This is a genomic window from Bradyrhizobium brasilense (assembly GCF_029714345.1).
Taxonomy (GTDB): Bacteria; Pseudomonadota; Alphaproteobacteria; order Rhizobiales; family Xanthobacteraceae; genus Bradyrhizobium; species Bradyrhizobium australafricanum.
Genome location: NZ_CP121669.1, coordinates 172086 through 194387, shown reverse-complemented (window position 1 = coordinate 194387; position 22302 = coordinate 172086). Strand labels below are relative to the sequence as shown.

Below are 22302 nucleotides of genomic sequence, written 5' to 3'. Positions count from 1 at the left end.
CGGGAAGGGGCAGCGGCAAGGGTTTTCGGCCCCGGTATGGTCCGGTACGAGGGGACCGAATGCATGCTTGTCATCGGCCTCCCGGATCGACAAATTATGCAGTAATTGTGAGGGACTGGAGTGTGACTCACCACGATCCGATTGGCCTGATTGCGCCGCATGCCGGGCTCGCCCAGCTCAACGAGCGTTCGCGCGACATTTTTCGTCAAATCGTCGAAAGCTATCTCGCGACCGGCGAGCCGGTCGGTTCGCGCAACATTTCGCGCCTGATCGCATTACCGCTGTCGCCGGCCTCGGTCCGCAATGTGATGTCGGATCTTGAGCAGCTCGGCCTGATCTATGCGCCGCACACCTCCGCCGGCCGGTTGCCGACCGAACTCGGGCTGCGCTTCTTCGTCGATGCGCTGATGCAGGTCGGCGACCTCACCGAGGCCGAGCGTCAATCGATCCAGACCCAGCTTGCTGCCGTCGGCCGCGCCCAATCCGTCGAGGCCGCGCTCGGCGAAGCCTTGACGCGGCTGTCGGGACTGACCCGCGCCGCGGCGGTGGTGCTGACGCAGAAGTCGAATGCACGGCTGAAGCATATCGAGTTCGTCCGGCTGGAGCCGGAAAAGGCGCTGGTCGTGTTGGTCGGCGAAGACGGCCAGGTCGAAAACCGCGTCCTGGCGCTGCCGCCGGGTGTTCCATCCTCGGCCCTGACCGAAGCGACCAATTTCCTCAATGCGCGGATCCGCGGCCGGACGCTGGCCGAAGCGCGGCTCGAGCTCGAGACGGCACTGACGCAAAACCGCGCCGAGCTCGATCAGCTCACGCAAAAGGTGGTCGCGGCGGGCATCGCGAGCTGGTCCGGCGGCGAGAGCGAGGACCGCCAGCTGATCGTGCGCGGTCACGCCAATCTGCTCGAGGATCTGCATGCGCTCGACGACCTGGAGCGCATCAAGTCGCTGTTCGACGATCTCGAAACCAAGCGCGGCGTGATCGATCTGCTCGGCCGCGCCGAGCGCGGCGAGGGCGTGCGGATCTTCATCGGCTCGGAGAACAAGCTGTTCTCGCTGTCGGGTTCCTCGACCATCATCGCGCCCTACGGCGACGCCCAGGGGCGGATCGTGGGCGTCCTCGGCGTGATCGGACCGACGCGGCTGAACTATGCGCGAGTGATCCCGACCGTCGACTATGCCGCGCGCATCGTCAGCAAGATGCTGGGCGGCTGACCGGAGGGGCGATTTCGCTTTCATTTGACGGGTTTTCTTCACCCAAGCCGGAGATCCCAGTTCCCGAGACCGGTATGTTGCGCTTGATTTTCGCCGCCCAAAGCACGATATCCCGGCAAGCAATCCCCAAGATTTGAACCGACGCGAGTTTTCGAGAAGGCAAGCCATGACCGATCCGAACCGGGCCAATGACAACACCGAGAATTCGGCGCCGACGGGTGAGCCCGTGGTCTCGAAGCCCTACATCATGCCTGACGAGCCCGAGGCCGGATCGGCGGAGGCGCTGACCAAGGAACTCGCCGAGGCGCGCGACCGGACGCTGCGCACGCTGGCCGAGATGGAGAATCTCCGCCAGCGCACCCGCCGCGAGGTCGCCGACGCCAAGACCTACGGCATCACCGGCTTTGCCCGCGACGTGCTCGATATCGCCGACAACCTGCAGCGCGCGCTCGATGCGGTGCCGTCCGAAACCAAGGAAGCCGCCGATCCCGGCCTGAAGGCGCTGATCGAAGGCGTCGAGCTGACCGAACGTTCGCTGCTCAACGCGCTGGAGAAGAACGGCGTCAAGAAGTTCGACCCGATCGGCGAGAAGTTCGATCCGAACTTCCAGCAGGCCATGTTCGAGGTGCCTGATCCGTCGGTGCCGTCGGGCACCGTGGTGCAGGTCGTGCAGGCCGGTTACATGATCGGCGAGCGCATCCTGCGTCCGGCACTGGTCGGCGTCTCCAAGGGCGGCGCCAAGGCCGCCCCGACCGCCGACATCACCGCCTGATCCGTCCGATCCCGGCTGCCCGTTTGCGAGCTCGCGGATTGCGCGGGCTCATGGTCGCGGCTTCTCGCGGGCCTTCGGCCAATAGGTGCCGAAGCTCCAGAGATTTCCTTCCGGATCGCGGCAGGCGAAGTCGCGGCTGCCATAGTCGGTATCGCGCAGTTCCATCTCGATCTTGGCGCCGGCAGCCTTGACCTTCGCGTGCAGCGCGTCGGGATCGTCGACCGCGATATAGATCGAGTCGGTGCGGCGGTTGTCGAGGTCGCCGACCAGCCTGCCATATGCGTCGTCGCGGCTCTGGCCCAGCATCAGCATCGAGGAACCATAGGCGAGCTCGGCGTGATGGATGACGCCGCCATCGCGGTAGACGACGTGTTCGGTGAACCCAAGCACCGTCGTGAGCCAATTGGTCATCGCCTCGGCGTCCTTGCAGCGCAGGGTCGGGTAGATGCGGGGCGGTTCGATGTCGTGCGTCATGGTCGCTCACCTCCTTGGCTGACGGCGCCATCCTGCACGAGGCAACGCGGCGTCGGCTTGAAGGTTTGTTACCAGTCCGCCAGCCCGTCGCCGGCGTGAACCAGCCGGCGGTCGGTCAAGGCCTGGCGGCGCGCCCAGGCGGTCGGCGGTTCGCCTGCGAATTCGACGAACTCGCGGGCGAGATGGGCCTGGTCGGCATAGCCGCTTTCCGCCGCGATCCCCGCCCAGCCAAGCGCTGCGCCGCTTTGCGCCAGCCGGCTCGCCCGGTGAAACCGCATCATGCGCGCCAGCGATTTGGGGGCGAGGCCGAGTTCGGACCGAAACCGGCCAGCCAGATGCTTGCGGCTCCAGCCGATCTCGTCGGCCAATGCCGTGATGCTGATGGCACCGGTCGAACGCGCCAGTTTTCGATAGGCGAACGCGATTTCGGGAGACGGCATGTGGCCGGCGCGGCGCAGCACGAACGCCTCGATCAGGTCGAAGCGGCGCTGCCAGCAGGTCACGGCGCCGAGTTGCTCGCGCAGACGACGGCCATCATGGCCGAGCACATCGTCGATATCGACCATGCGCCCGACCAGGTCGGTCACGGCGCCGCCGAAGAAGCTGTAGGCGCCAAGCGGGGTGAAATCGACCTGCACGCAGGCGGCGCGCCCGTCGGACTCGATGTAAACAGGCCCGGCATGCAGGCCGGCGGCGAAGCTGAGCTGACGATCGGCCGCACTGGGCTCGCGCGACAGCGCGATCAGGAACGGCGAGCCGAAACTGATGATCAGCGGGACGATCAGCGGCGCGGTCTGCCGCTGCGCGAACCGGCCTGTTGCGGTCTCGCGATAACCGGTGATCCGGACGATCAGGCCCGCGATGCGCGGCGATGGCAGGCGCTGCGCGAGATCGAATGCAACGGGTGACGCAGGCTCGGCCATGCGGATCTCGCGAGGCGGCGTCCTACGCGATATCCGAGGACTGGATGCGCTTGACGCCGGCCTTGGCCATGTCGTCCCAGGCCTTGGCGAGCGATCCCTGGGTGTCGATGCCGCGGCAGGCATCTTCCACCACATAGGTCTCGAAGCCGGCCTTGCGCGCATCGAGCGCGGTCCATGCCACGCAGAAATCGGTGGCGAGCCCGGCCACGAAAACCCGCTCGACGTTGCGCGCCTTCAGATACGCGGCGAGCCCGGTGGTGGTCTTGCCGTCGGCCTCGGTGAAGGCGGAGTAGCTGTCGACGTCCTTGTGAAAACCCTTGCGGATGATCAGCTCGGCGTGCGGGATCGCGAGTTCCTTCGACAGCGAGGCGCCGTCGGTACCCTGGACGCAGTGGTCGGGCCACAGCACCTGCTTGCCATAGGCAAGATCGACGATCTCGAACGGCTTCTTGCCGGAATGGGTCGAGGCAAAGGAGATGTGTCCGGGCGTGTGCCAGTCCTGCGTCATCACCACATTGGCAAAGCTCTTGGCGATCCGGTTGATCACTGGCACCACCTGCTCGCCGTCCTTCACGGCAAGGCTGCCGCCGGGCAGGAAGCAGTTCTGGACGTCGATCACGAGCAGCGCGGAGCCGTCGTCGGGCTTGATCGCAGCCGCCCAGAGATGTTTTGGAATTAGCGCCGCAAGCGCCAGCGTACCGAGCCCTGCAACAACCTGTCGTCGATCCGGCATCGCGCCCCTCCTCGCTTTGATAATTGCACGAGGAGGCTAGTTCCGTTCGGCGAACGACGAAAGTGGGATTTTTCCGACTGGAGCTGCGAGCGGCTGATCAGCCGCGCGGCTGGATGCCGTCGCGCACCGCGCGGAAGCGCGGGAAGGCCTTCTCCCAATCGGTGCGCGGGGAGCTACCGATGATGCGCATCGATGTTTGCGCGCCGAACCGCAGCCACTGCACGATGGTCACCGGGGTATTGTCCTTGCCGCTGACGGCGTCGATGCGCGTCTCGAAGCCGGGCTGGCCGTCGATCCGGATCGGTTCGGACATGGTGATCCGCCCGTCGCGCACGCCGGGGATCGTGGTGGCGATCTGCTGGGCGAAGCGACCGCGATCATCCGGTGTGGCCGGGGCCGAGCCGATGATGCCAAGCAGCATGAATGGCTTGGTCTCAAGGCCCTTCTCGTCGCCGTCGGCCATCAGCAGCGCCGCGCCCGGCGCCAGCATGCGGACATTCTTGAAGCTGCTGAGCTCGGTGACCTTGAACGGCATCATGCCGAGCTGTTCGTCGACCGGCACCTCGTTGCGGATCTGGGCGGTGGCGAACATCTGCCGCACGGCGTCGTCGGTGTAGATCTTGCTCGCGTTCTCCGGCACCTGCACCGCGACATAGCCTGAGAAGGTCGGTCCCGGCAGGATCATGGAATAGCGCCGCACATTGGTGGTGCCGTCACGCGCGCTCTCCACGGTGTAATAGGCGAGGCCGGCCGGCGTCTCGAGGCTCTCCGGCTTGATGTTTCCGCTGCCGGCCGGGTTGGCCTTGAAGGCGCTCACGACCTCGTTGTAGGCGTCCGCGGGCAGATCGGCGATCAAGACCTTCACGCCCTGGTCCTCGGTCTCGAAGCCGATGAACGACTTGGCGCGGTTGAGCCCCACCAGCGGCTTCATCCCGACATGCGCGCCCGGCGGAAACACCACGTCGGCGGCAAAGCCACGACAGGTGGCAGCAAGCAGCAAGGCAACCGCAACGAGAAGTCGAAAAGGCGTCATGGGGGATCTACCGGTTTTGCTTGGTGGCCGCGCAACGGGGCCGGTGCAGGGCTGGATGGCCTCTTTCAGTCGGACCGCTTTTAGCGGTTTTGATGACCCTGCAACAGGCCGCCAAAGCCGCGCTCCGGGCCTGCAGGCCCGATTCCATGGGCTTTTCGTCCCGATTGGCTGGCACTTTCCAGTTTCCCGACGTTTCCGACGATCGGCCACCAGCGGCCAAACAGCGCGCCCTCGGCCTGCGCCCGCTTCCGCATACGACGTTTGTGAGTGTTCACTCAACAGCGCGGACGTCTCGTGGCGGATGTTCGCGGTCGACGGCGTGCCGCATCATTGCCGATTTGTTAACTTGGATCGGGCTTGAACCGGCGCTGCAGCCGGGCTGACACAATCTTTCAAACGTCAGTCTTTTCAGGCCTCAACGTTGCGTCCAGTCCTTGCGGGCAGGACCCTCTCTCCTATATCAGGCTCACCGTCGCAATATCGCGAGTATGTGAACGTCTGGGGGTTCGGTACGGAGCGCCGTCAGGGCCCAACCAACCTGCCGTAGCAAAGAGGATATCAAAACCATGGGTAAGGTCATTGGGATCGACCTCGGCACCACGAATTCGTGCGTCGCCGTAATGGATGGCAAGAACGCCAAGGTGATCGAGAATGCCGAGGGCATGCGAACGACGCCGTCGATCGTTGCTTTCACTGACGATGGCGAGCGCCTCGTCGGCCAGCCGGCGAAGCGCCAGGCGGTGACCAATCCCGAGCGTACGTTCTTCGCGGTGAAGCGCCTCATTGGCCGCCGCTATGACGACCCGATGGTCGAGAAGGACAAGAAGCTCGTTCCCTACAAGATCGTCAAGGCATCGAACGGCGACGCCTGGGTCGAAGCCGATGGCAAGACCTATTCGCCCTCGCAGGTCTCGGCCTTCATTCTGCAGAAGATGAAGGAGACCGCTGAGGCGCATCTCGGCCAGAAGGTCGAGCAGGCCGTCATCACGGTTCCCGCCTATTTCAACGACGCGCAGCGTCAGGCCACCAAGGACGCCGGCAAGATCGCCGGCCTCGAAGTGCTGCGCATCATCAACGAGCCGACGGCTGCCGCGCTCGCCTACGGTCTCGACAAGTCGAAGTCCGGCACGATCGCCGTGTACGACCTCGGCGGCGGCACCTTCGACGTCTCGATCCTCGAGATCGGCGACGGCGTGTTCGAGGTGAAGTCGACCAACGGCGACACCTTCCTCGGCGGTGAAGATTTCGACATGCGCCTGGTCGGCTATCTCGCCGACGAATTCCAGAAGGAGCAGGGCATCAACCTGCGCAACGACAAGCTTGCCCTGCAGCGCCTGAAGGAGGCTGCGGAGAAGGCCAAGATCGAGCTGTCGTCGACCACGCAGACCGAAATCAACCTGCCGTTCATCACGGCTGACCAGACCGGTCCGAAGCATCTGACGATGAAGCTGACCCGCGCCAAGTTCGAGGCGCTAGTGGCCGATCTCGTCGAGAAGACCATCGAGCCGTGCCGCAAGGCGCTGAAGGATGCCGGCCTGACCGCTGGTGAGATCGGCGAAGTGGTGCTGGTCGGCGGCATGACCCGCATGCCGAAGATCCAGGAAGTCGTGAAGCAGTTCTTCGGCAAGGAGCCGCACAAGGGCGTCAATCCCGACGAGGTCGTCGCGATCGGCGCTGCGATCCAGGCCGGCGTGCTGCAGGGCGACGTCAAGGACGTGCTGCTGCTCGACGTGACCCCGCTGTCGCTGGGCATCGAGACGCTGGGCGGTGTGTTCACCCGCATCATCGACCGCAACACCACGATCCCGACCAAGAAGAGCCAGGTGTTCTCGACCGCCGAAGACAATCAGGGCGCTGTCACCATCCGGGTCTTCCAGGGCGAGCGTGAAATGGCGGCCGACAACAAGATGCTCGGCCAGTTCGACCTGATGGGTATTCCGCCGGCTCCGCGCGGCATGCCGCAGATCGAGGTGACCTTCGACATCGACGCCAACGGTATCGTCAACGTCTCGGCCAAGGACAAGGCGACCGGCAAGGAACAGCAGATCCGGATCCAGGCATCCGGCGGTCTGTCCGAAGCCGACATCGACAAGATGGTCAAGGACGCCGAGGTCAACGCGGCCGAGGACAAGAAGCGCCGCGAGGCTGTCGACGCCAAGAATCATGCCGACGGTCTGGTTCACTCGACCGAGAAGGCTCTGGCCGAACACGGTTCGAAGATCGCCGACACCGAGCGCCGCGCGATCGAAGACGCCGTCAGCGACCTCAAGGAAGCGCTGAAGGGCGACGACGCCGAGGCGATCAAGGCCAAGACCAACACGCTGGCGCAGGCTTCGATGAAGCTCGGCGAGGCCATGTACAAGCAGCAGGCCGAGGCCGATGCGGCCAAGGACGCTGCTAAGGATGACGTTGTCGACGCGGAGTTCACCGAGGTCGACGACGACAAGAACAGCAAGAAGTCTGCTTAAGCGGATTTGCGATCATGACCCTCACACCAATGAGCACGCGCCGCGTCTCGGAGGAGTGGGGGTCATTTTTCTTTAAGGCGATCGCTGCATCTTCCAGACAGGCGCAATCCTTTACGCAATCCTTGGCGCAATCTTTGGCGATCGCGATGAACTTCGGACGGAATTGAAGGATGTCCACCAAGCGCTGCTATTACGAGACCCTCGAGGTTGAGCGGAACGCGGACGAGACCAAGCTGAAATCGGCTTTCCGCAAGCTCGCGATGAAATGGCATCCGGACAAGAATCCGGGCGACGCCACCAGCGAAGTCCGGTTCAAGGAAATCAACGAAGCCTATGAGGTGCTGAAGGACGGCGACAAGCGCGCCGCCTATGACCGCTTCGGCCATGCCGCTTTCGAGCAGGGCATGGGCGGCGGCGGCCCCGGCTTCGGCGCCGGCTTCGCCTCATCCTTCTCCGACATTTTCGAAGACCTGTTCGGCATGGCCGGGCAGCGCCGCGGCGGTGGCCGCGAGCGCGGCGCCGACCTGCGCTACAACATGGAGATCACGCTCGAGGAGGCCTTCCAGGGCAAGACCGCGCAGATCGAGATCCCGGTCTCGGTCACCTGCGAATCCTGCTCGGGCACCGGCGCCAAGGCCGGTACCAAGCCGAAGACGTGCTCACATTGCGGCGGCGCCGGCCGTATCCGGCAGGCCCAGGGCTTCTTCACGCTGGAGCGGACCTGTCCCGGCTGTCAGGGACGCGGCCAGATGATCGAGGATGCCTGCACCTCCTGCGCCGGTTCCGGCCGGGTGACGCGCGAGCGCACGCTGTCGGTCAACATTCCCCCGGGCGTCGAGGACGGCACCCGCATTCGTCTCGCCGGCGAAGGCGAGGCCGGTGTCCGCGGCGGACCGCCCGGCGACCTCTACATCTTCCTGTCGCTGACCACGCACCAGTTCTTCCAGCGCGACGGCGCCGACCTGCACTGCCGTGTGCCGATCTCGATGGTGACCGCAGCGCTCGGTGGCGAATTCGAAGTGCCGACCATCGACAAGGGCAAGACGAAGGTGAAGGTGCCGGCCGGCACCCAGTCCAGCCGGCGATTCCGCATCGCATCAAAGGGTATGCCGGTGCTCCGTTCGCGCCAGACCGGCGACATGTATGTCCAGGTCGTGGTCGAAACGCCGCAGAATCTGACCAAGAAGCAGCAAGAACTGCTGATGGAGTTCGAAAAGCTGTCGTCCGGCGCAACCCAGCCGGAGGCCGCGGGTTTCTTCTCTAAGGTCAAGGACTTCTTTGGCAATCGCTCCGTCTAGCCGCAGTCGTTATGCTTGACCGTAACGACTTCGACCTATACGTCTTTGTGACTGTTTTCTGACAACCGCTCGATTGTGCGGTCCCCGCCTGGTAGCGACATGCCTTTGCAATCGTCCGTGCGTGCGTCGAAGAAGCCCCTCCGTCTCGACGACGAGGTTCGATTTCTCCGTTCATGGATGGAGAAGCCGCTGCATATGGGCGCGGTGATGCCGTCCGGACGGCTGCTCGCCCGCACCATGGCGCAATATGTCGATCCCGACGCCGAGGGGCCGGTCGTCGAACTTGGACCCGGCACCGGGGCGATTACCAACGCGTTGATCGAGCACGGCGTGGATCAAAAGCGTCTCGTCCTGGTCGAATACAATCCCGGCTTCTGCGCCTTGCTGCGCGAACGCTATCCGCACGCCAGGGTCGTCCAGGGGGATGCCTATACGCTGCGCGATACTCTGTGGGAGGTACTTAAATCTCCCGCCTCAGCCGTGGTCTCCGGCCTGCCGCTCGTCACCAAGCCGATGCTGACCCGCCTGAGGCTGGTCCGTGACGCCTTCCTGGCGCTCGCACCCGGCGCGCCGTTCATTCAGTTCACCTATTCGGTGGTGCCTCCGATTCCGAAGTCGCTGCCGGGCGTGTCCACAGAGGCCTCCGAGCGGATCTGGATGAACCTTCCGCCCGCGCGGGTCTGGGTGTATCGCAAGGGCTGACCACCCGGCGCCGTCGCGCCGGGCGAGCGCCTTACCTGCGATTTCAAAATGTCCGCGCTGAAAATCCTCGTGATCCCCGGATCGCTTCGGTCAGGCTCGCTCAATGCGAAGCTGGCTGCCGTGCTGGCGCACGAACTGGCGCAATCCGGCGCCGACGTCACCCGCATCTCGCTCGGCGATTTTCCGCTGCCGATCTATGACGGCGACCTGCAGGCGAAATCCGGCGTGCCGCAGCATGCCGTGAATTTGAAGCGGATGATCGGCGCCCATCATGGCGTGCTGATCGTGACGCCGGAATACAATTCCTCGGTGCCGGCGCTGGTGAAGAATACGATCGACTGGGTGAGCCGCGTGCAGGATCCGCATGAAGTGCGAGGTCAGGTGTTCCACGGCCGCGCGTTCGCGATTTCAGCCGCATCCGGCAACCGGCTCGGCGGCACCCGCGCGCTGGCTGCGCTGCGCCTGATCCTGACGGCGTGCCGCGCCACCGTGATCCCAAACCAGCTCGCGCTGTCATTTGCCGAGCAGGCCTACGACGATATGGATCATCTGAAGCACCAGGCCGACATCGACGCGATGCAGGCGCTGGTGCGGCAGCTGATCGACCAATCCCAACGCATGATGTGAGGTGACATGCAGCCAGCCAGGATCGCTCCAAGAGACCGGTTGATCGTGGCGCTCGATCTGCCGTCTGTCGCCAGCGCCGAGGCGATGATCGACCGGCTAGGCGATGCCGTCACCTTCTACAAGATCGGCTATCAGCTCGGTTATGCCGGCGGCCTCATCCTGGCGAAGCAGCTTGCAGGCAGCGGCAAGAAGGTCTTCCTCGATCTGAAGCTGCACGACATCGGCAACACCGTCGCGCGCGGGGTCGAAAGCGTCGCCGGGCTCGGCGCAACCTTTCTCACCGTGCATGCCTACCCGCAGACCATGAAGGCCGCGGTCGAGGCCCGCGCCGGCTCCGGCCTGAAGATCCTCGCGGTGACGGTGCTGACCTCCTACGACGACGCCGACCTGCATGCGGCGGGCTATCGCCTCAACGTCTCCGATCTCGTCGAAGCGCGCGCCAAACAGGCGCAGGCGCTTGGCGTCGACGGCCTCGTCAGCTCGCCCGAGGAGGCCGCCGCCTTGCGCAAGATCGTCGGCGACCAGATGAACCTGGTGACCCCTGGCATCCGCCCCGCAGGCTCGGCGACCGGCGACCAGAAGCGCATCATGACGCCGGCTCGCGCCATTGCCGCCGGCGCCGACTATCTCGTGGTCGGACGTCCGGTGATGGAAGCCGCCGACCCGAAGGCATCAGCCGAAGCCATTCACGCCGAAATCGCCCAGGCGCTCGCCTGAACAACAAGAGGGAGAACAGAGATGGCGAAGGGATACTGGATTGGACGCGTCGACGTTCACAATGAGGAAGGCTACAAGCCCTACATGGCGGCCAACCCCGCCATCTTCCAGAAATTCGGCGGCAAGTTCATCGTTCGCGGTGGCAAGTTCACCGGCGTGGAGGGCCAGAGCCGCTCCCGCAATGTCGTGATCGAATTCCCCGATTACGCGACCGCGCTCGCTTGCTACCAATCGCCGGAATACCAAGCCAACATCAAGGTGCGGCAGCCGCATTCGATCGCCGACCTCATCATCATCGAGGGGCACGACAGCCCATAGTCCCGCACATCGGGTAGCCGGTTCGGTTGCCGGAACAGCCTTGGCTCGCTATATCGCGTGGAGAGGTGAGCCATGGCTGACATGCGTTTGATCGTTGCGGGAGCCGGCGGCCGGATGGGCCGCACGCTGACCCGGGTGATTTCCGAAACCCCGGGGGCGGTGCTGGTCGGCGCGCTGGAAGCGCCGGGCTCGGAACTGCTCGGCAAGGACGCCGGCGTGCTCGCCGGCCTCCCCGCCAATGACGTCAAGCTGTCGGCCGATCTGTGGTCGATGTCGGCCGGTGCCGACGGCATCCTGGATTTCACCGTGCCGGCCGCGACCATCGCCAACGTCGCGATCGCGGCCGAGCGCGGCCTCGTTCACGTCATCGGCACCACCGGGATGTCGCCGTCCGACGATGCGGTGATCCGCAGCGTGACCAACCGCGCCATCGTGGTGAAATCAGGCAATATGAGCCTTGGTGTCAATCTGCTCGCCGCGCTGGTCAAGCGCGTCGCGCAATCGCTCGACCAGAGCTTTGACATCGAAATTCTGGAGATGCACCACAAGTCCAAGATCGATGCGCCGTCGGGCACTGCCTTGATGCTCGGTGAAGCCGCGGCCGCGGGACGCGGAATCGCGCTCGATCAGCATTCGGCGCGCGGCCGCGATGGCCTCACCGGTGCGCGGCGCGCGGGCGATATCGGCTTTGCCTCGTTGCGCGGCGGCACTGCGGCCGGCGATCACAGCGTGATCTTTGCCGGCCCCTCCGAGCGCATCACGCTCTCGCACCATGCAGAGGATCGCGCGCTGTTCGCGCAGGGCGCGCTGAAGGCAGCGCTGTGGGCGCATGGCAAGAAGCCCGGCATGTATTCGATGGCCGACGTCCTCGGGTTGAGCGACTGACACCGCTCGACGGAATGAAATCCAGCTAAGCGAAAACGGAATCTGAAATGAGTGATCGTCTCCTTGTGCTCGTTCGTCACGGTCAGAGCGACTGGAATCTGAAGAACCTGTTCACCGGGTGGAAGGACCCTGATCTCACCGAGCAGGGCGTCAACGAAGCGAACGAGGCCGGCCGCAAGCTGAAGGCGCAGGGCCTGTCGTTCGATGTCGCGTTCACCTCCGATCTTACCCGTGCGCAGCACACGCTGAAGCTGATGCTGGAGCAGATCGGCCAGACCGGATTGCCGACCACGAAGAATCTCGCGCTCAATGAACGCGATTACGGTGATCTCTCCGGCCTCAACAAGGACGACGCCCGCAAGAAGTGGGGCGAGGATCAGGTTCTGATCTGGCGCCGTTCCTACGACGTGCCGCCGCCCGGCGGTGAAAGCCTGAAGGATACGCTGGCGCGCACGCTGCCCTATTACGTGCAGGAGATCCTGCCCGGCGTGCTGCGCGGCCAGCGCACGCTGATCGCCGCCCACGGCAATTCGCTGCGCGCGCTGATCATGGTGCTGGAGAAGCTGACGCCGGAGCAGATCCTCAAGCGCGAGCTCGCCACCGGCGCGCCGGTGGTCTATCGGCTCAATGCCGATTCCACCGTTGCGTCCAAGGTCGATCTCGCGGGGTAGGCTCAGACGATCACTCCGCTCAACCCGTCATCCTGAGGCGCGAGCGGAGCGAGCCTCGAAGGATGAATCGGCCCCGCTGGTGGCCGTCGACCCTTCGAGACGCGCGCAAGAGCGCGCTCCTCAGGGTGACGGTAAGAGACCGCACGCTTCGTTTGTCGCTTGCAGACGATCAGTGCAATCCGACTTGGCCGGCTTCCCAGCCCAGCATCGCCTGCTTGCGGGTGATGCCCCAGTGATAGCCGGTCAGCGCGCCGCTCTTGCCGAGTGCGCGATGGCAGGGCACCACGAACGACACCGGATTGCGGCCGACCGCGGCGCCGACCGCGCGCGAGGCTTTCGGGCTGTTGATCTTGCAGGCGATGTCGGAATAGCTGACCGCGCGGCCCATCGGGACCTTGAGCAGCGTCTCCCACACCCGCACCTCGAAGTCGGTGCCGATCAAGACGACGCGCAGCGGCTGGTCCGCCCGCCACAACCTTGTATCGAACACGCGCTGCGCCAGCGCGGTGGTGCCGTCGGTGTCCTCGACATAGGTCGCGTTCGGCCAGCGCCGCTTCATGTCGGCGAATGCGGTCTGCTCGTCGCCGTGATCGGCGAAGGCAAGCCCCGCAAGCCCGCGATCCGTTGCGATCACGATCGCGGTGCCGAACGGCGAGGGATGGAAGCCGTAGCGCAGCGTCATGCCGCCTGCGCCGGTCTTCCATTCGCCCGGCGACATCGCCTCATGCGTGACGAATAGGTCGTGCAGCCGTCCCGGCCCTGACAGGCCGGAGTCGAGTGCCGCATCGAGCACGCTGGCGGAATCGCGCAGCAGGTTCTTGGCGTGGTCCAGGGTCAGCGCCTGCATGAAGGCCTTCGGCGTCAGCCCGGCCCAGCGGCGGAACAGATGGTGCAACTCATCCGGCGTGACGGCGGCGGCATCGGCCATCGCTTCGATGGTCGGCTGTGTGCGCCAATGCTCCGAGATGAACGCGATGGCGCGCCGAACCGAGTCATAGTCGCGCAGCGCGGCGCTCTGGAGGCCCGGCTTGGCCAGGCGCTGGTCGTGTATGGCGAGTGTCATCATGGTGTCTGATTTAGGAGCCATGGCGTGTCCAAACCACCCGATTTCTGACAAGCATGATCCGGAAAAGTGGAGACCGGTTTTCCGAAAAGATCATGCTCAAATAAGACCTAGTGGATGGGGTTGTAAGTCGGGCCGCGTTTCGCGGCGTTGAGCGCCGCCGTCAAGGCCTTGGAGAAGCTGGCCTTTTCGTCCGGGCCGAGGAAGCTGCCGACGCTGACCCGGCGGCCCCGGGAGACCAGATAAAGCCGCTCGATGCCGAACTCCTCATGCGAGATCTGCTCGAGCCGCACCCAGAGCGGATTGAGCACCCATTCCGCCACATGGCCGCGATGGCTGATCCTGCGCACCCTCAGTTCCGACGGTGTGACGGTGATCTCCTCGCTCGCCTTGGCGGAGCGGAAATTGACCTTGAACGCCCAATAGATCACCAGCGCGTCGAGGCCGAAGAAGCCGAAGATCGGCCAGGCGCCGAGCCACCAGAACACCGCGCCGGCGATGAAGCTGACCACGGTGACGAACGACATCAGCACGATAAAGCCGGTGCGATTCAGCGAGCGGTGCGGCGTCAGCAATGCCGAGAACAGTTTGGGCTCGGCCTCAGCGGCATCAGCCGCGAGATCATTGGCCCTGCGGTCTTCGCCCGGATCAAAGTCGTTGCCTGCGGTCATGGCGTATCAGTATATCCGGTTCATGGCCAAAATCATCCGCTCTCAACGCGCCAGCACATCAAGCGTTCGTTCCGCATCGAAGAAGAAGCCTGCGAATGCGGCAAGGCTGCTGCCCAAACGCGGGGCAAAGAAGGCGGCCAAGAAGGTCGCCAAGCGAACCGTAAAGCCGAAGCCGTGGACATCGGAGGAGGTCTACGAGGCTTTCGACCGGTTCCGCAAAGCCAATCCCGAACCCAAGGGCGAGCTCGAGCACCTCAACCCCTACACGCTGCTGGTTGCGGTGGTGCTGTCGGCGCAGGCGACCGATGCCGGCGTCAACAAGGCGACGCGAGCGCTGTTCGCGGTCGCCGACACGCCGGACAAGATGCTTGAGCTCGGCGAAGACAAAGTGCGCGACTACATCAAGACCATCGGGCTCTATCGCAACAAGGCCAAGAACGTCATCGCGCTGTCGCAGAAGCTGATCGCCGAGTTCGGCGGCGAGGTGCCGCGCACGCGTGCCGAGATCGAATCGCTGCCCGGCGCCGGCCGCAAGACCGCGAATGTCGTGCTCAACATGGCATTCGGCGAGCACACGATGGCGGTCGACACCCATGTGTTTCGCGTCGGCAATCGCACCGGCCTCGCGCCCGGCAAGACGCCGCTCGAGGTCGAGTTGGGATTGGAAAAGGTGATCCCGACCGAGTTCATGCTGCACGCCCATCACTGGCTGATCCTGCATGGCCGCTACACCTGCCTCGCCCGCGGTCCACGTTGCGACGTATGTCTGATCAATGATCTCTGCCGGTGGCCGGAAAAGACCGTCTGAGGCATGATCGTCGTCATGTGCTAATAGGTTCGTCCGGCGTTTGTACGCGTGCTTGAGGAGTGTGGTGTGGCAGAGCAGGTTGAAGATGGTTCGTCACCCGCCAGCCAGACCACGCCTGCTGCGGCGCCTGCCAAGCCGCAACCTTCGGCAAGCGGCTTCTGGAGCCGTTTCGCGATTCCGCTGTTTGCCGTGCTCGTCGCGCTGGTGTTCGTCGCGGTGGCGACCAGTCGCTGGGATGCCTGGGTCGGCAGCGCCACGATCCAGACCACCAATGATGCCTATGTGCGCGCCGAATTGACCCAGCTCTCCAGCCGCGTGTCCGGCGAGGTGCTCACCGTCGGCGTCTCCGATTTCCAGCGCGTCAAGGCCGGCGATCTCTTGGTGCAGATCGATCCCGCCGATTATCAGGCGCAGGTGGCGCAGGCCGAGGCCGGCGTGGTCGGTGCGCAGGCCGTGCTCGACAACCTCAACAACCAGGTCGAGCTGCAATATGCGACCATCGCGCAGGCCGAAGCTGCGCGGCTGTCCGCGGAGGCGCAGCAGACCCTGGCACGGCAGGAGGAAGAGCGTCAGCAGTCGCTGTCGCAAACCGACGCCGGCACGCGGCAGCGGCTCGAGCAGGCCACCGCATCCTACGCCAAGGCGGAAGCCGATGTGCGCGCCAGCCGCGCTGTGATCGCGGCGCAGCGCCATCAGCTCGAGGTCCTGCAAGGCACCAAGAAGCAGCGTGCCGCCGACCTCGACGCCGCCAAGGCGCTATTGGCATCGGCCAAGCTCAAGCTTGGCTACACCAAGATCGTCGCGCCGTTCGACGGCGTCACCGGCGAGCGCCAGGTCCAGCCGGGCGACTACGTCAACATCGGCGCCAATCTGATCAACGTCGTGCCGCTGCCGAACGTCTATGTGATCGCCAACTACAAGGAGACCCAGCTGACCAACGTCAAGCCGGGCCAGCCGGTCGAGGTCACCGTGGATACGTTCGCGGGCCAGAAGCTGCGCGGCGTCGTCGAGCGCATCGCGCCGGCGAGCGGATCGCAATTCGCGCTGCTGCCGCCCGATAACGCCACCGGCAATTTCACCAAGGTGGTGCAGCGCATTCCGGTGCGGATCCAGTTCGACAAGGGCCAGCCCTTGCTCGAGCGCCTGCTGCCGGGCATGTCGGTCGTCACGCGGATCGACACCGGCGAGGCGGTCGCCAATGGCGGAAAGTGACGACCGCGACCGTGGTCCGGTCTCGCGCGGCGACGTCGCGCGCTATCCGCTGTTCGCGGTCGTCGCCGTGCTGCTCGGCGCGTTCCTGGCGAATTTCGACAGCCGACTGACCTCGGTCGGCCTGCCCGATCTGCGCGGCGCGTTCTCGCTCAGCTTCGACGAGGGCGCCTGGCTCTCGACGGCTGCCATCGGCTCGCAGATCTTCGTCGCGCCTGCGGTGGCCTGGCTTGCCACCGTATTCGGGCTGCGGCGGGTGCTCGGTATTCCGAGCCTGGTCTATGCGGTGGTCTCGCTGACCATCCCGTTCGTGCGCGACTACACGACGCTGATCGCGCTCAGCATAGCCCACGGCATGCTGCTCGGCACCTTCGTGCCGGCGACGCTGATGATCATCCTGCGCAATTTGCCGATCCGATGGTGGTTGCCGGCGATTGCGATGTACTCGATCCGCGTCGGCTTCGCGCTCGACTCCTCGAGCTCGCTGGTCGGTTTCTATGTCGAGCATCTCGGCTGGCAGTGGCTGTATTGGCAGGGCGTGGTGATCGCGCCGCTGATGGGGCTGATGGTGTATCTCGGCACGCCGAACGAGCCGGTTAATCGCGACCTGCTGCACCATGCCGATTGGGGCGGCATGCTGCTGCTCGGCGCCGGGGTGTCGATGGTCTATGCCGGGCTCGATCAGGGCAACCGGTTGGACTGGCTCTCGTCAGGCACGGTGATGGCGCTCTTGATCGGCGGCGGGCTGTTGATCGTCGCCTTCATGATCAACGAAATGGTCGCGCGCCGGCCGTGGGCGCATTTCAACGTGCTGTTCTCGCGCAACGTCGGGCTCTCGCTGGTCGTCATCCTGCTGTACACGCTGACCAGCCTGTCGAATTCGTCGCTGGTGCCGAACTTCCTCGGCACCGTCGGCGCGCTGCGGCCGGAGCAGTCGGGCGTGCTGCTGTTCACCTACGGCGCGCTGCCGATGTTCGTGCTGGTGCCGATCTCGATTCTGCTGCTGCGCCACCTCGATCCGCGCATCGTCGTGGTGCTCGGCTTCTCGGCGTTCGCGGCCGCCAATCTCTGGGGCACGCAGCTGAGCCATGTCTGGGCGCGCGAGGACTTTGTCGGCATCGTCCTGCTCACGTCGATCGGGCAGGCGTTCACGCTGCTGCCGATCATCATCATGGCGCTGTCGAATTCCGATCCGTCGCGGGCGACGGCGTTCGCGGCCTATATCCAGATCATGCGCCTCGGCGGCGCCGAGATCGGCGTCGCCCTGATGGGGACCTGGCTGCGCGTTCGCGAGCAGATCCACTCCAACTATCTCGGACAGCACATCCAGAACGGCGATATCGACGTCGTGAACCTGCTGAAGCGGCTGGCAGGTGAATTTTCCGGCCACGGCATCGGGACCGCGACGGGGCGCGCCGTCGGCACGCTGGCGGCGCTGGTGCAGCGCGAGGCCAACACGCTCGCCTATATCGACGGCTTCTGGCTGTGCTTCTGGCTCGCGATCCTCGCGCTGGTCCTGGTCGCCTTCATCACGCGCGCGCCGCAGGGCCCGTTGTCGCCGGCGCCGCTCGGCTTGGTGAAGAGCGTGATGCGCAGGCTGGGCGCCACCGCTTCCTGATTTGCGAAGCGGCGGCGCGGATATCGGCGCCAGGTTAACTTATCAGGTCAATTTATAGTGAATACGGCGCCCGCGCGATGTCGCAGGCGTGTTGAAATATTTTGCTCATCGCGCGGTTCCAAGAGCGGGGGAAATGGAGCCACGATGATCGAGATAAAGCAGACGGCCGCGCTTGTTTCCCTGGCGACGGCGGTTCCACCGCATCTATTCCATCAGGGACAGGTCCTGCAGGCCGCGCGCAATCTCCTCGCCGACCGCTATGCCGAATTCGAGACGCTCTCCAGCCTGTTCGCCAACACCGGCATCCAGCATCGCTACGGCGTCAAGCCGATCGAATGGTATCTCGAACGGCGCGGCTGGCCGGAGCGAACGCTGGCGTTCCTGGAGGGCGCGGAGACGCTGTACGTCGACGTGGCCCGCAAGGCGATTGCGCGCGCCGACCTGACCGGCCGGGACATCGATATCGTGGTCACGGTGTGCTCGACGGGGATAGCCACGCCGACGCTGGAGGCGCGCGTCGCCGGCAAGCTCGGTCTGCGGACGGATGTGTCGCGCGTGCCGGTGTTCGGCCTGGGCTGCGCGGGCGGCGTGTCGGGCCTGTCGATCGCGGCGCGGCTGGCCGAAGCGCGGCCGGGAGTGAACGTGCTGCTGGTTGCGCTCGAACTCTGCACGCTCGCGGTCCGGCACGATGAGCTCACCAAGGCAAATATCGTTGCGGCCAGCCTGTTCGGCGATGGCGCGGCCGCGATCGTGCTGCGCGCCGGGGACGGTGGTGCGACGCGGATCGAGGCGACGGGCGAAAAGCTGTGGCCGGATACGCTCGACATCATGGGCTGGACGGTCGATCCGGAAGGATTCGGCGTGGTCTTTCAGCGAACCATTCCGGATTTCGTCCGCGACCATGTTGGGCCGGCCGTCGCCGAGATCCTCGCGCGGATGCAGCTGACGGCCGATGATATCGACCGCTTCCTCTGCCATCCCGGCGGCGCCAAGGTCATCGCCGCGCTGGAGCGGGCACTCGCGCTCGATCAGGGCACGCTCGATCACGAACGCGACGTCATCGCGGCTTGCGGCAACATGTCGGGCCCGACGGTTCTCTTTGTTCTCGAACGAGCCTGCGCCAAGGGATTGCCGCCGCGCTCGCTGCTCACGGCGCTCGGGCCGGGCTTCACGCTCAGCTGCGTTGCGCTCAGGCACGCGGCGTGAGCTTCGCGTCGGTCATCCTCTCGCTGGTCACGCTGCAGCGTCTCGGCGAGCTCGTGCTGTCACGTCGCAACACCGAGCGGCTTCTCGCACGAGGCGCGGTCGAGGTCGGCGCCAATCACTACCCGCTCATTGTCCTGGTTCACGCCGGCTGGCTGACCGCGCTGTGGATCTGGGGCCGCGACCAGGACGTCAATCTGGCCGCGCTGGCGGGTTTCCTGGTGCTGCAAGGCTTGCGGATATGGATCCTCGTCGCGCTGGGGCCGCGATGGACCACGCGAATCGTCGTGCTGCCGGGCGCGCCGCTGGTCGCATCCGGGCCGTACCGATATTTCCCGCATCCAAACTACGCCGTCGTGGTCGGTGAAATCGCACTTCTTCCCCTCGCGCTCCACCTGCCGCGATTGGCGCTGATCTTTACCCTCCTCAATCTCGCGGTGCTTGCGGTCCGGATTCGGATCGAGAACCGCGCGCTCTCCGTTTCCGAATGGCCACGCACAAGCACGCCATGAGCAAGGCGGATCACCGAACCGACGGCCCATCGGCTGCGACCTGGGCCGGCTTCCTCCTGATGTGCTTCGGCATGTTCATGGCGATTCTCGACATCCAGGTCGTCGCAACCTCGTTGCCGACGATCCAGCGCGCGCTTGCGATCTCGCCGGCGGCGATGAGCTGGATCCAGACCGCCTATCTGATCGCGGAAGTCATCGCGATCCCGCTGACCGGCCTGCTCACGCACGCGCTGTCGTTGCGGTGGCTGTTTGCGCTTGCGGTGAGCCTCTTCACTGTCGCCTCGGTCGGCTGCGCCCTCAGCGGCGGTTTTGCTGCGCTGCTGGCGTTTCGCGTGCTGCAGGGATTTTCCGGCGGCGTGCTGATCCCCGCAGTGTTCTCCGCCGTGTTCACGCTGTTTCCGGCGCGGCTTCATCCGGTAGCCGCCACGATCGGCGGCGTCGTCGCGGTGCTCGCGCCGACCGTTGGACCCGTCGTTGGCGGCTGGATCACGCAGACCTGGTCGTGGCCATGGCTGTTCCTGATCAATCTGGTTCCGGGAACGGTGGCAGCCACAGTCACGCCGTTGCTGCTTCCGAGGGAAGGCGTGCAGCTCCGTGCGTTCTCCAGACTGGATAAATGGTCGCTTGTCCTCCTCGCAGCGACGCTCGCAAGCTTCATGATCGGTCTGAAGGAAGCGCCGCAACGCGGTTGGGCGTCGATGCCTTGCCTCGGCCTGCTGATCGGAAGCATTGCCGGGATGGCGCTGTTGATCCGGCGCACGCTCCGCGCGGTGGATCCGATCGCGCAATTGACGCTTTTCAAGCGGCGTCCGTTCGCGATCGGTTGCGCACTGAGCTTTTGCCTCGGCGTTGGGCTGTATGGATCGACCTATCTGATGCCGGTATTCCTCGGTTTCGTCCGCCGCCATGACGCCTTCGAGATCGGCACGATCATGCTGGTCACGGGAGTTGCGCAGCTCGCCGCGGCGCCGCTCGCGGCGGTCCTGGAGAGCCGCGTCGGCGCGCGGCGGTTGACCGGCGCGGGCTTCGCCTTGTTCGCGCTCGGCCTCGCCTGGAGCGCCATTCAGCCGCGCACGGCGGATTTTGGCGAGATGTTCTGGCCGCAGGTCGTGCGCGGCGTCGCGATCATGTTCTGCCTGCTGCCACCGACGCGCATTGCGCTGGGTGCCCTGCCGGAGGCGGACATTGCCGACGCCAGCGGACTGTTCAATCTGATGCGCAATCTGGGCGGCGCGATCGGGATCGCCCTGATCGATACCATCCTCTACGGGCGAAGTCCGATCTATGGCGAGGATTTCCGCGTGCGCCTGCTGGCGGGGGATGTCACCGCGGCGCAGGCGATCGGGCTCGATCCGAAGTTGCTGATCGACCGCCCGCCGGGTCTGCCGGACGACGCCACGGTGACGTTCATCCGGCCGTTGGTCGAACGGGCGTCGCTCGCACTCACCGTCAACGAGGCATGGGTGATGCTCGCCTGCGTGGCGATCGTCGGACTGCTGCTCGTGCCATTCGCAAGCGATCGGGTATCGGCATCGCCGCCGGGGCTTCCGGATACCACCTAGACCGAGGACACGTTGGTTCGCCGCGCCGGCTCGATCAGCTCGCGCCGCGGGCCCGACAGCCGCTTGTACATGTGCACCATGAACGCCATGCCGAACAGCGGCGTCGCCAGATTGACGATCGGGATCGAGACGAAGGCGGCGATGAACAGGCCCGCGGTAAAGACTGTCGCCGCGTTCTCCTTGCGCATCGCCTTGGCGTCATCGGGCGAGCGGAACCGCATCGCCGCAAGCTCGAAATATTCGCGGCCGAGCAGCCAGGCGGTCGCGAGGAAGAAGATGATGAAGCCCGCGCCCGCGAACAGCACGAACGGCAGCGCGACCAGATAGACCAGGATCGTCAGCAGCGCGGTCTTGACGCCCTCGATCGTCGCGAGCGTGACCGGCAGCGCCACGCCGGGATGGTCGGCCGGATAATGCTCGCGCTCGACATGGTCTGCGACGTCGTCGACAAACAGGCTCGCTACCAGCGAGGTGATCGCGGGCATCAGGAAGATGCCGCCGAGCACGACGCCAAGGCCCGCCGAGATCGAGACGATCCAGGACAGCACGTGCAGCGTGGAATGGAAGTTGGGGCCGAGCATGCCTTCGGCCCAGACCTCTCCATAGTCGGCAAACCAGCTCAGCAGCCGCTGCAAGCCGATCGCCAGCACGGTGATCAGCACCAGCGCAAGCCCGATCGAGCGCCACAGGATCGAGCGCATCGGCGGCGACAGGATTTGCGAAAGCGCCTTGACGGCGGCGGCGAACATGACTGGGTTACCTCTGCACAAATGACCCGCGAGAGGTAGACACCCAATATGGCTTCGGCAAGTGCCGTTTGTGCC

The 22302-nt window shown here is 65.1% G+C and carries 24 protein-coding genes; 17 read left to right on the top strand and 7 right to left on the bottom strand.

The features are described 5' to 3' along the window. Positions 1-122 precede the first annotated feature (122 nt). Positions 123-1211: a heat-inducible transcriptional repressor HrcA gene (gene hrcA, locus QA635_RS00890; RefSeq protein ID WP_021078184.1), complete on the top strand. Its 1089-nt coding sequence runs from the start codon at positions 123-125 to the stop codon at positions 1209-1211. A gap of 166 nt (positions 1212-1377) precedes the next feature. After that, positions 1378-1983 carry a nucleotide exchange factor GrpE gene (gene grpE / locus QA635_RS00885; RefSeq protein WP_225163623.1) on the top strand — a complete coding sequence of 202 codons (606 nt, stop codon included), beginning with the start codon at positions 1378-1380 and terminating at the stop codon, positions 1981-1983. A 48-nt stretch (positions 1984-2031) separates the two neighbouring features. Here the strand turns inward: grpE and QA635_RS00880 are convergent, their stop codons facing one another. The 4 genes from QA635_RS00880 to QA635_RS00865 all read right to left on the bottom strand — a co-directional run bounded on the left by QA635_RS00880 (position 2032) and on the right by QA635_RS00865 (position 5146). Beyond that, on the bottom strand, positions 2032-2457 hold the full coding sequence (locus QA635_RS00880) for a VOC family protein (RefSeq protein ID WP_283066238.1): 426 nt from the start codon (positions 2455-2457) through the stop codon (positions 2032-2034). 68 nt (positions 2458-2525) lie between these two features. Further along, on the bottom strand, positions 2526-3380 hold the full coding sequence (locus QA635_RS00875; RefSeq protein ID WP_283066236.1) for an AraC family transcriptional regulator: 855 nt from the start codon (positions 3378-3380) through the stop codon (positions 2526-2528). Between the two features lie 22 nt (positions 3381-3402). Beyond that, positions 3403-4113 (bottom strand): bifunctional nicotinamidase/pyrazinamidase, encoded by a 711-nt coding sequence (gene pncA, locus QA635_RS00870; protein ID WP_225163624.1) that lies wholly within the window; start codon positions 4111-4113, stop codon positions 3403-3405. 97 nt (positions 4114-4210) lie between these two features. Then, complete coding sequence (locus QA635_RS00865; RefSeq protein WP_225163625.1) at positions 4211-5146, bottom strand: hypothetical protein; 936 nt, start codon at positions 5144-5146, stop codon at positions 4211-4213. A 566-nt stretch (positions 5147-5712) separates the two neighbouring features. Here QA635_RS00865 and dnaK point away from each other — a divergent pair. The 9 genes from dnaK to QA635_RS00820 all read left to right on the top strand — a co-directional run bounded on the left by dnaK (position 5713) and on the right by QA635_RS00820 (position 12832). Beyond that, positions 5713-7614: a molecular chaperone DnaK gene (gene dnaK / locus QA635_RS00860; RefSeq protein WP_026192053.1), complete on the top strand. Its 1902-nt coding sequence runs from the start codon at positions 5713-5715 to the stop codon at positions 7612-7614. Between the two features lie 14 nt (positions 7615-7628). Beyond that, positions 7629-7781: a hypothetical protein gene (locus QA635_RS00855; protein WP_176936801.1), complete on the top strand. Its 153-nt coding sequence runs from the start codon at positions 7629-7631 to the stop codon at positions 7779-7781. 3 nt (positions 7782-7784) lie between these two features. Further along, a complete protein-coding gene (dnaJ, locus tag QA635_RS00850; RefSeq protein ID WP_057020359.1) occupies positions 7785-8912 on the top strand; it encodes a molecular chaperone DnaJ in 1128 nt (375 codons plus the stop codon). Between the two features lie 99 nt (positions 8913-9011). Beyond that, complete coding sequence (locus QA635_RS00845; protein ID WP_026192052.1) at positions 9012-9614, top strand: class I SAM-dependent methyltransferase; 603 nt, start codon at positions 9012-9014, stop codon at positions 9612-9614. A 48-nt stretch (positions 9615-9662) separates the two neighbouring features. After that, positions 9663-10241 (top strand): NADPH-dependent FMN reductase, encoded by a 579-nt coding sequence (locus QA635_RS00840; RefSeq protein ID WP_283066228.1) that lies wholly within the window; start codon positions 9663-9665, stop codon positions 10239-10241. A 6-nt stretch (positions 10242-10247) separates the two neighbouring features. Further along, on the top strand, positions 10248-10958 hold the full coding sequence (gene pyrF, locus QA635_RS00835; protein WP_283066226.1) for an orotidine-5'-phosphate decarboxylase: 711 nt from the start codon (positions 10248-10250) through the stop codon (positions 10956-10958). A gap of 21 nt (positions 10959-10979) precedes the next feature. Further along, a complete protein-coding gene (locus QA635_RS00830; protein WP_057020363.1) occupies positions 10980-11276 on the top strand; it encodes a DUF1330 domain-containing protein in 297 nt (98 codons plus the stop codon). 72 nt (positions 11277-11348) lie between these two features. Further along, the gene (gene dapB, locus QA635_RS00825) at positions 11349-12161 is read left to right on the top strand and encodes a 4-hydroxy-tetrahydrodipicolinate reductase (RefSeq protein WP_016841511.1); all 813 of its coding nucleotides are present in this window, start codon (positions 11349-11351) and stop codon (positions 12159-12161) included. A 47-nt stretch (positions 12162-12208) separates the two neighbouring features. Beyond that, positions 12209-12832, top strand: coding sequence for a 2,3-bisphosphoglycerate-dependent phosphoglycerate mutase (locus QA635_RS00820; protein WP_028341753.1), 624 nt, complete (start codon positions 12209-12211; stop codon positions 12830-12832). A gap of 169 nt (positions 12833-13001) precedes the next feature. On the opposite strand, the gene QA635_RS00815 is transcribed toward QA635_RS00820, so the two are convergent. Both QA635_RS00815 and QA635_RS00810 read right to left on the bottom strand, forming a co-directional pair. Further along, positions 13002-13898 (bottom strand): methylated-DNA--[protein]-cysteine S-methyltransferase, encoded by an 897-nt coding sequence (locus QA635_RS00815; RefSeq protein WP_028335763.1) that lies wholly within the window; start codon positions 13896-13898, stop codon positions 13002-13004. Positions 13899-14005: 107 nt separating this feature from the next. Next, entirely contained in the window at positions 14006-14566 is a 561-nt protein-coding gene (locus QA635_RS00810; RefSeq protein ID WP_283066220.1) for a DUF2244 domain-containing protein, read from the bottom strand. Between the two features lie 22 nt (positions 14567-14588). On the opposite strand from QA635_RS00810, the gene nth reads away from it, so the two are divergent. The 6 genes from nth to QA635_RS00780 all read left to right on the top strand — a co-directional run bounded on the left by nth (position 14589) and on the right by QA635_RS00780 (position 21478). Continuing rightward, positions 14589-15374: an endonuclease III gene (nth, locus tag QA635_RS00805; protein WP_283066218.1), complete on the top strand. Its 786-nt coding sequence runs from the start codon at positions 14589-14591 to the stop codon at positions 15372-15374. A 66-nt stretch (positions 15375-15440) separates the two neighbouring features. After that, positions 15441-16586, top strand: coding sequence for an HlyD family secretion protein (locus QA635_RS00800; RefSeq protein ID WP_283066215.1), 1146 nt, complete (start codon positions 15441-15443; stop codon positions 16584-16586). Further along, the gene (locus QA635_RS00795; RefSeq protein ID WP_283066213.1) at positions 16573-18201 is read left to right on the top strand and encodes an MFS transporter; all 1629 of its coding nucleotides are present in this window, start codon (positions 16573-16575) and stop codon (positions 18199-18201) included. Before QA635_RS00800 ends, QA635_RS00795 begins: the two co-directional genes overlap by 14 nt. Positions 18202-18354: 153 nt before the next feature. Next, positions 18355-19407, top strand: a complete 1053-nt coding sequence (locus QA635_RS00790) for a type III polyketide synthase (RefSeq protein ID WP_283072135.1) — start codon at positions 18355-18357, stop codon at positions 19405-19407. Continuing rightward, positions 19404-19916, top strand: coding sequence for an isoprenylcysteine carboxyl methyltransferase family protein (locus QA635_RS00785; protein ID WP_283066211.1), 513 nt, complete (start codon positions 19404-19406; stop codon positions 19914-19916). Before QA635_RS00790 ends, QA635_RS00785 begins: the two co-directional genes overlap by 4 nt. Beyond that, a complete protein-coding gene (locus QA635_RS00780) occupies positions 19913-21478 on the top strand; it encodes a DHA2 family efflux MFS transporter permease subunit (RefSeq protein ID WP_425249115.1) in 1566 nt (521 codons plus the stop codon). Before QA635_RS00785 ends, QA635_RS00780 begins: the two co-directional genes overlap by 4 nt. On the opposite strand, the gene QA635_RS00775 is transcribed toward QA635_RS00780, so the two are convergent. After that, entirely contained in the window at positions 21475-22227 is a 753-nt protein-coding gene (locus QA635_RS00775) for a sulfate transporter family protein (RefSeq protein WP_283066209.1), read from the bottom strand. The genes QA635_RS00780 and QA635_RS00775 overlap by 4 nt on opposite strands. Positions 22228-22302 lie beyond the last annotated feature (75 nt).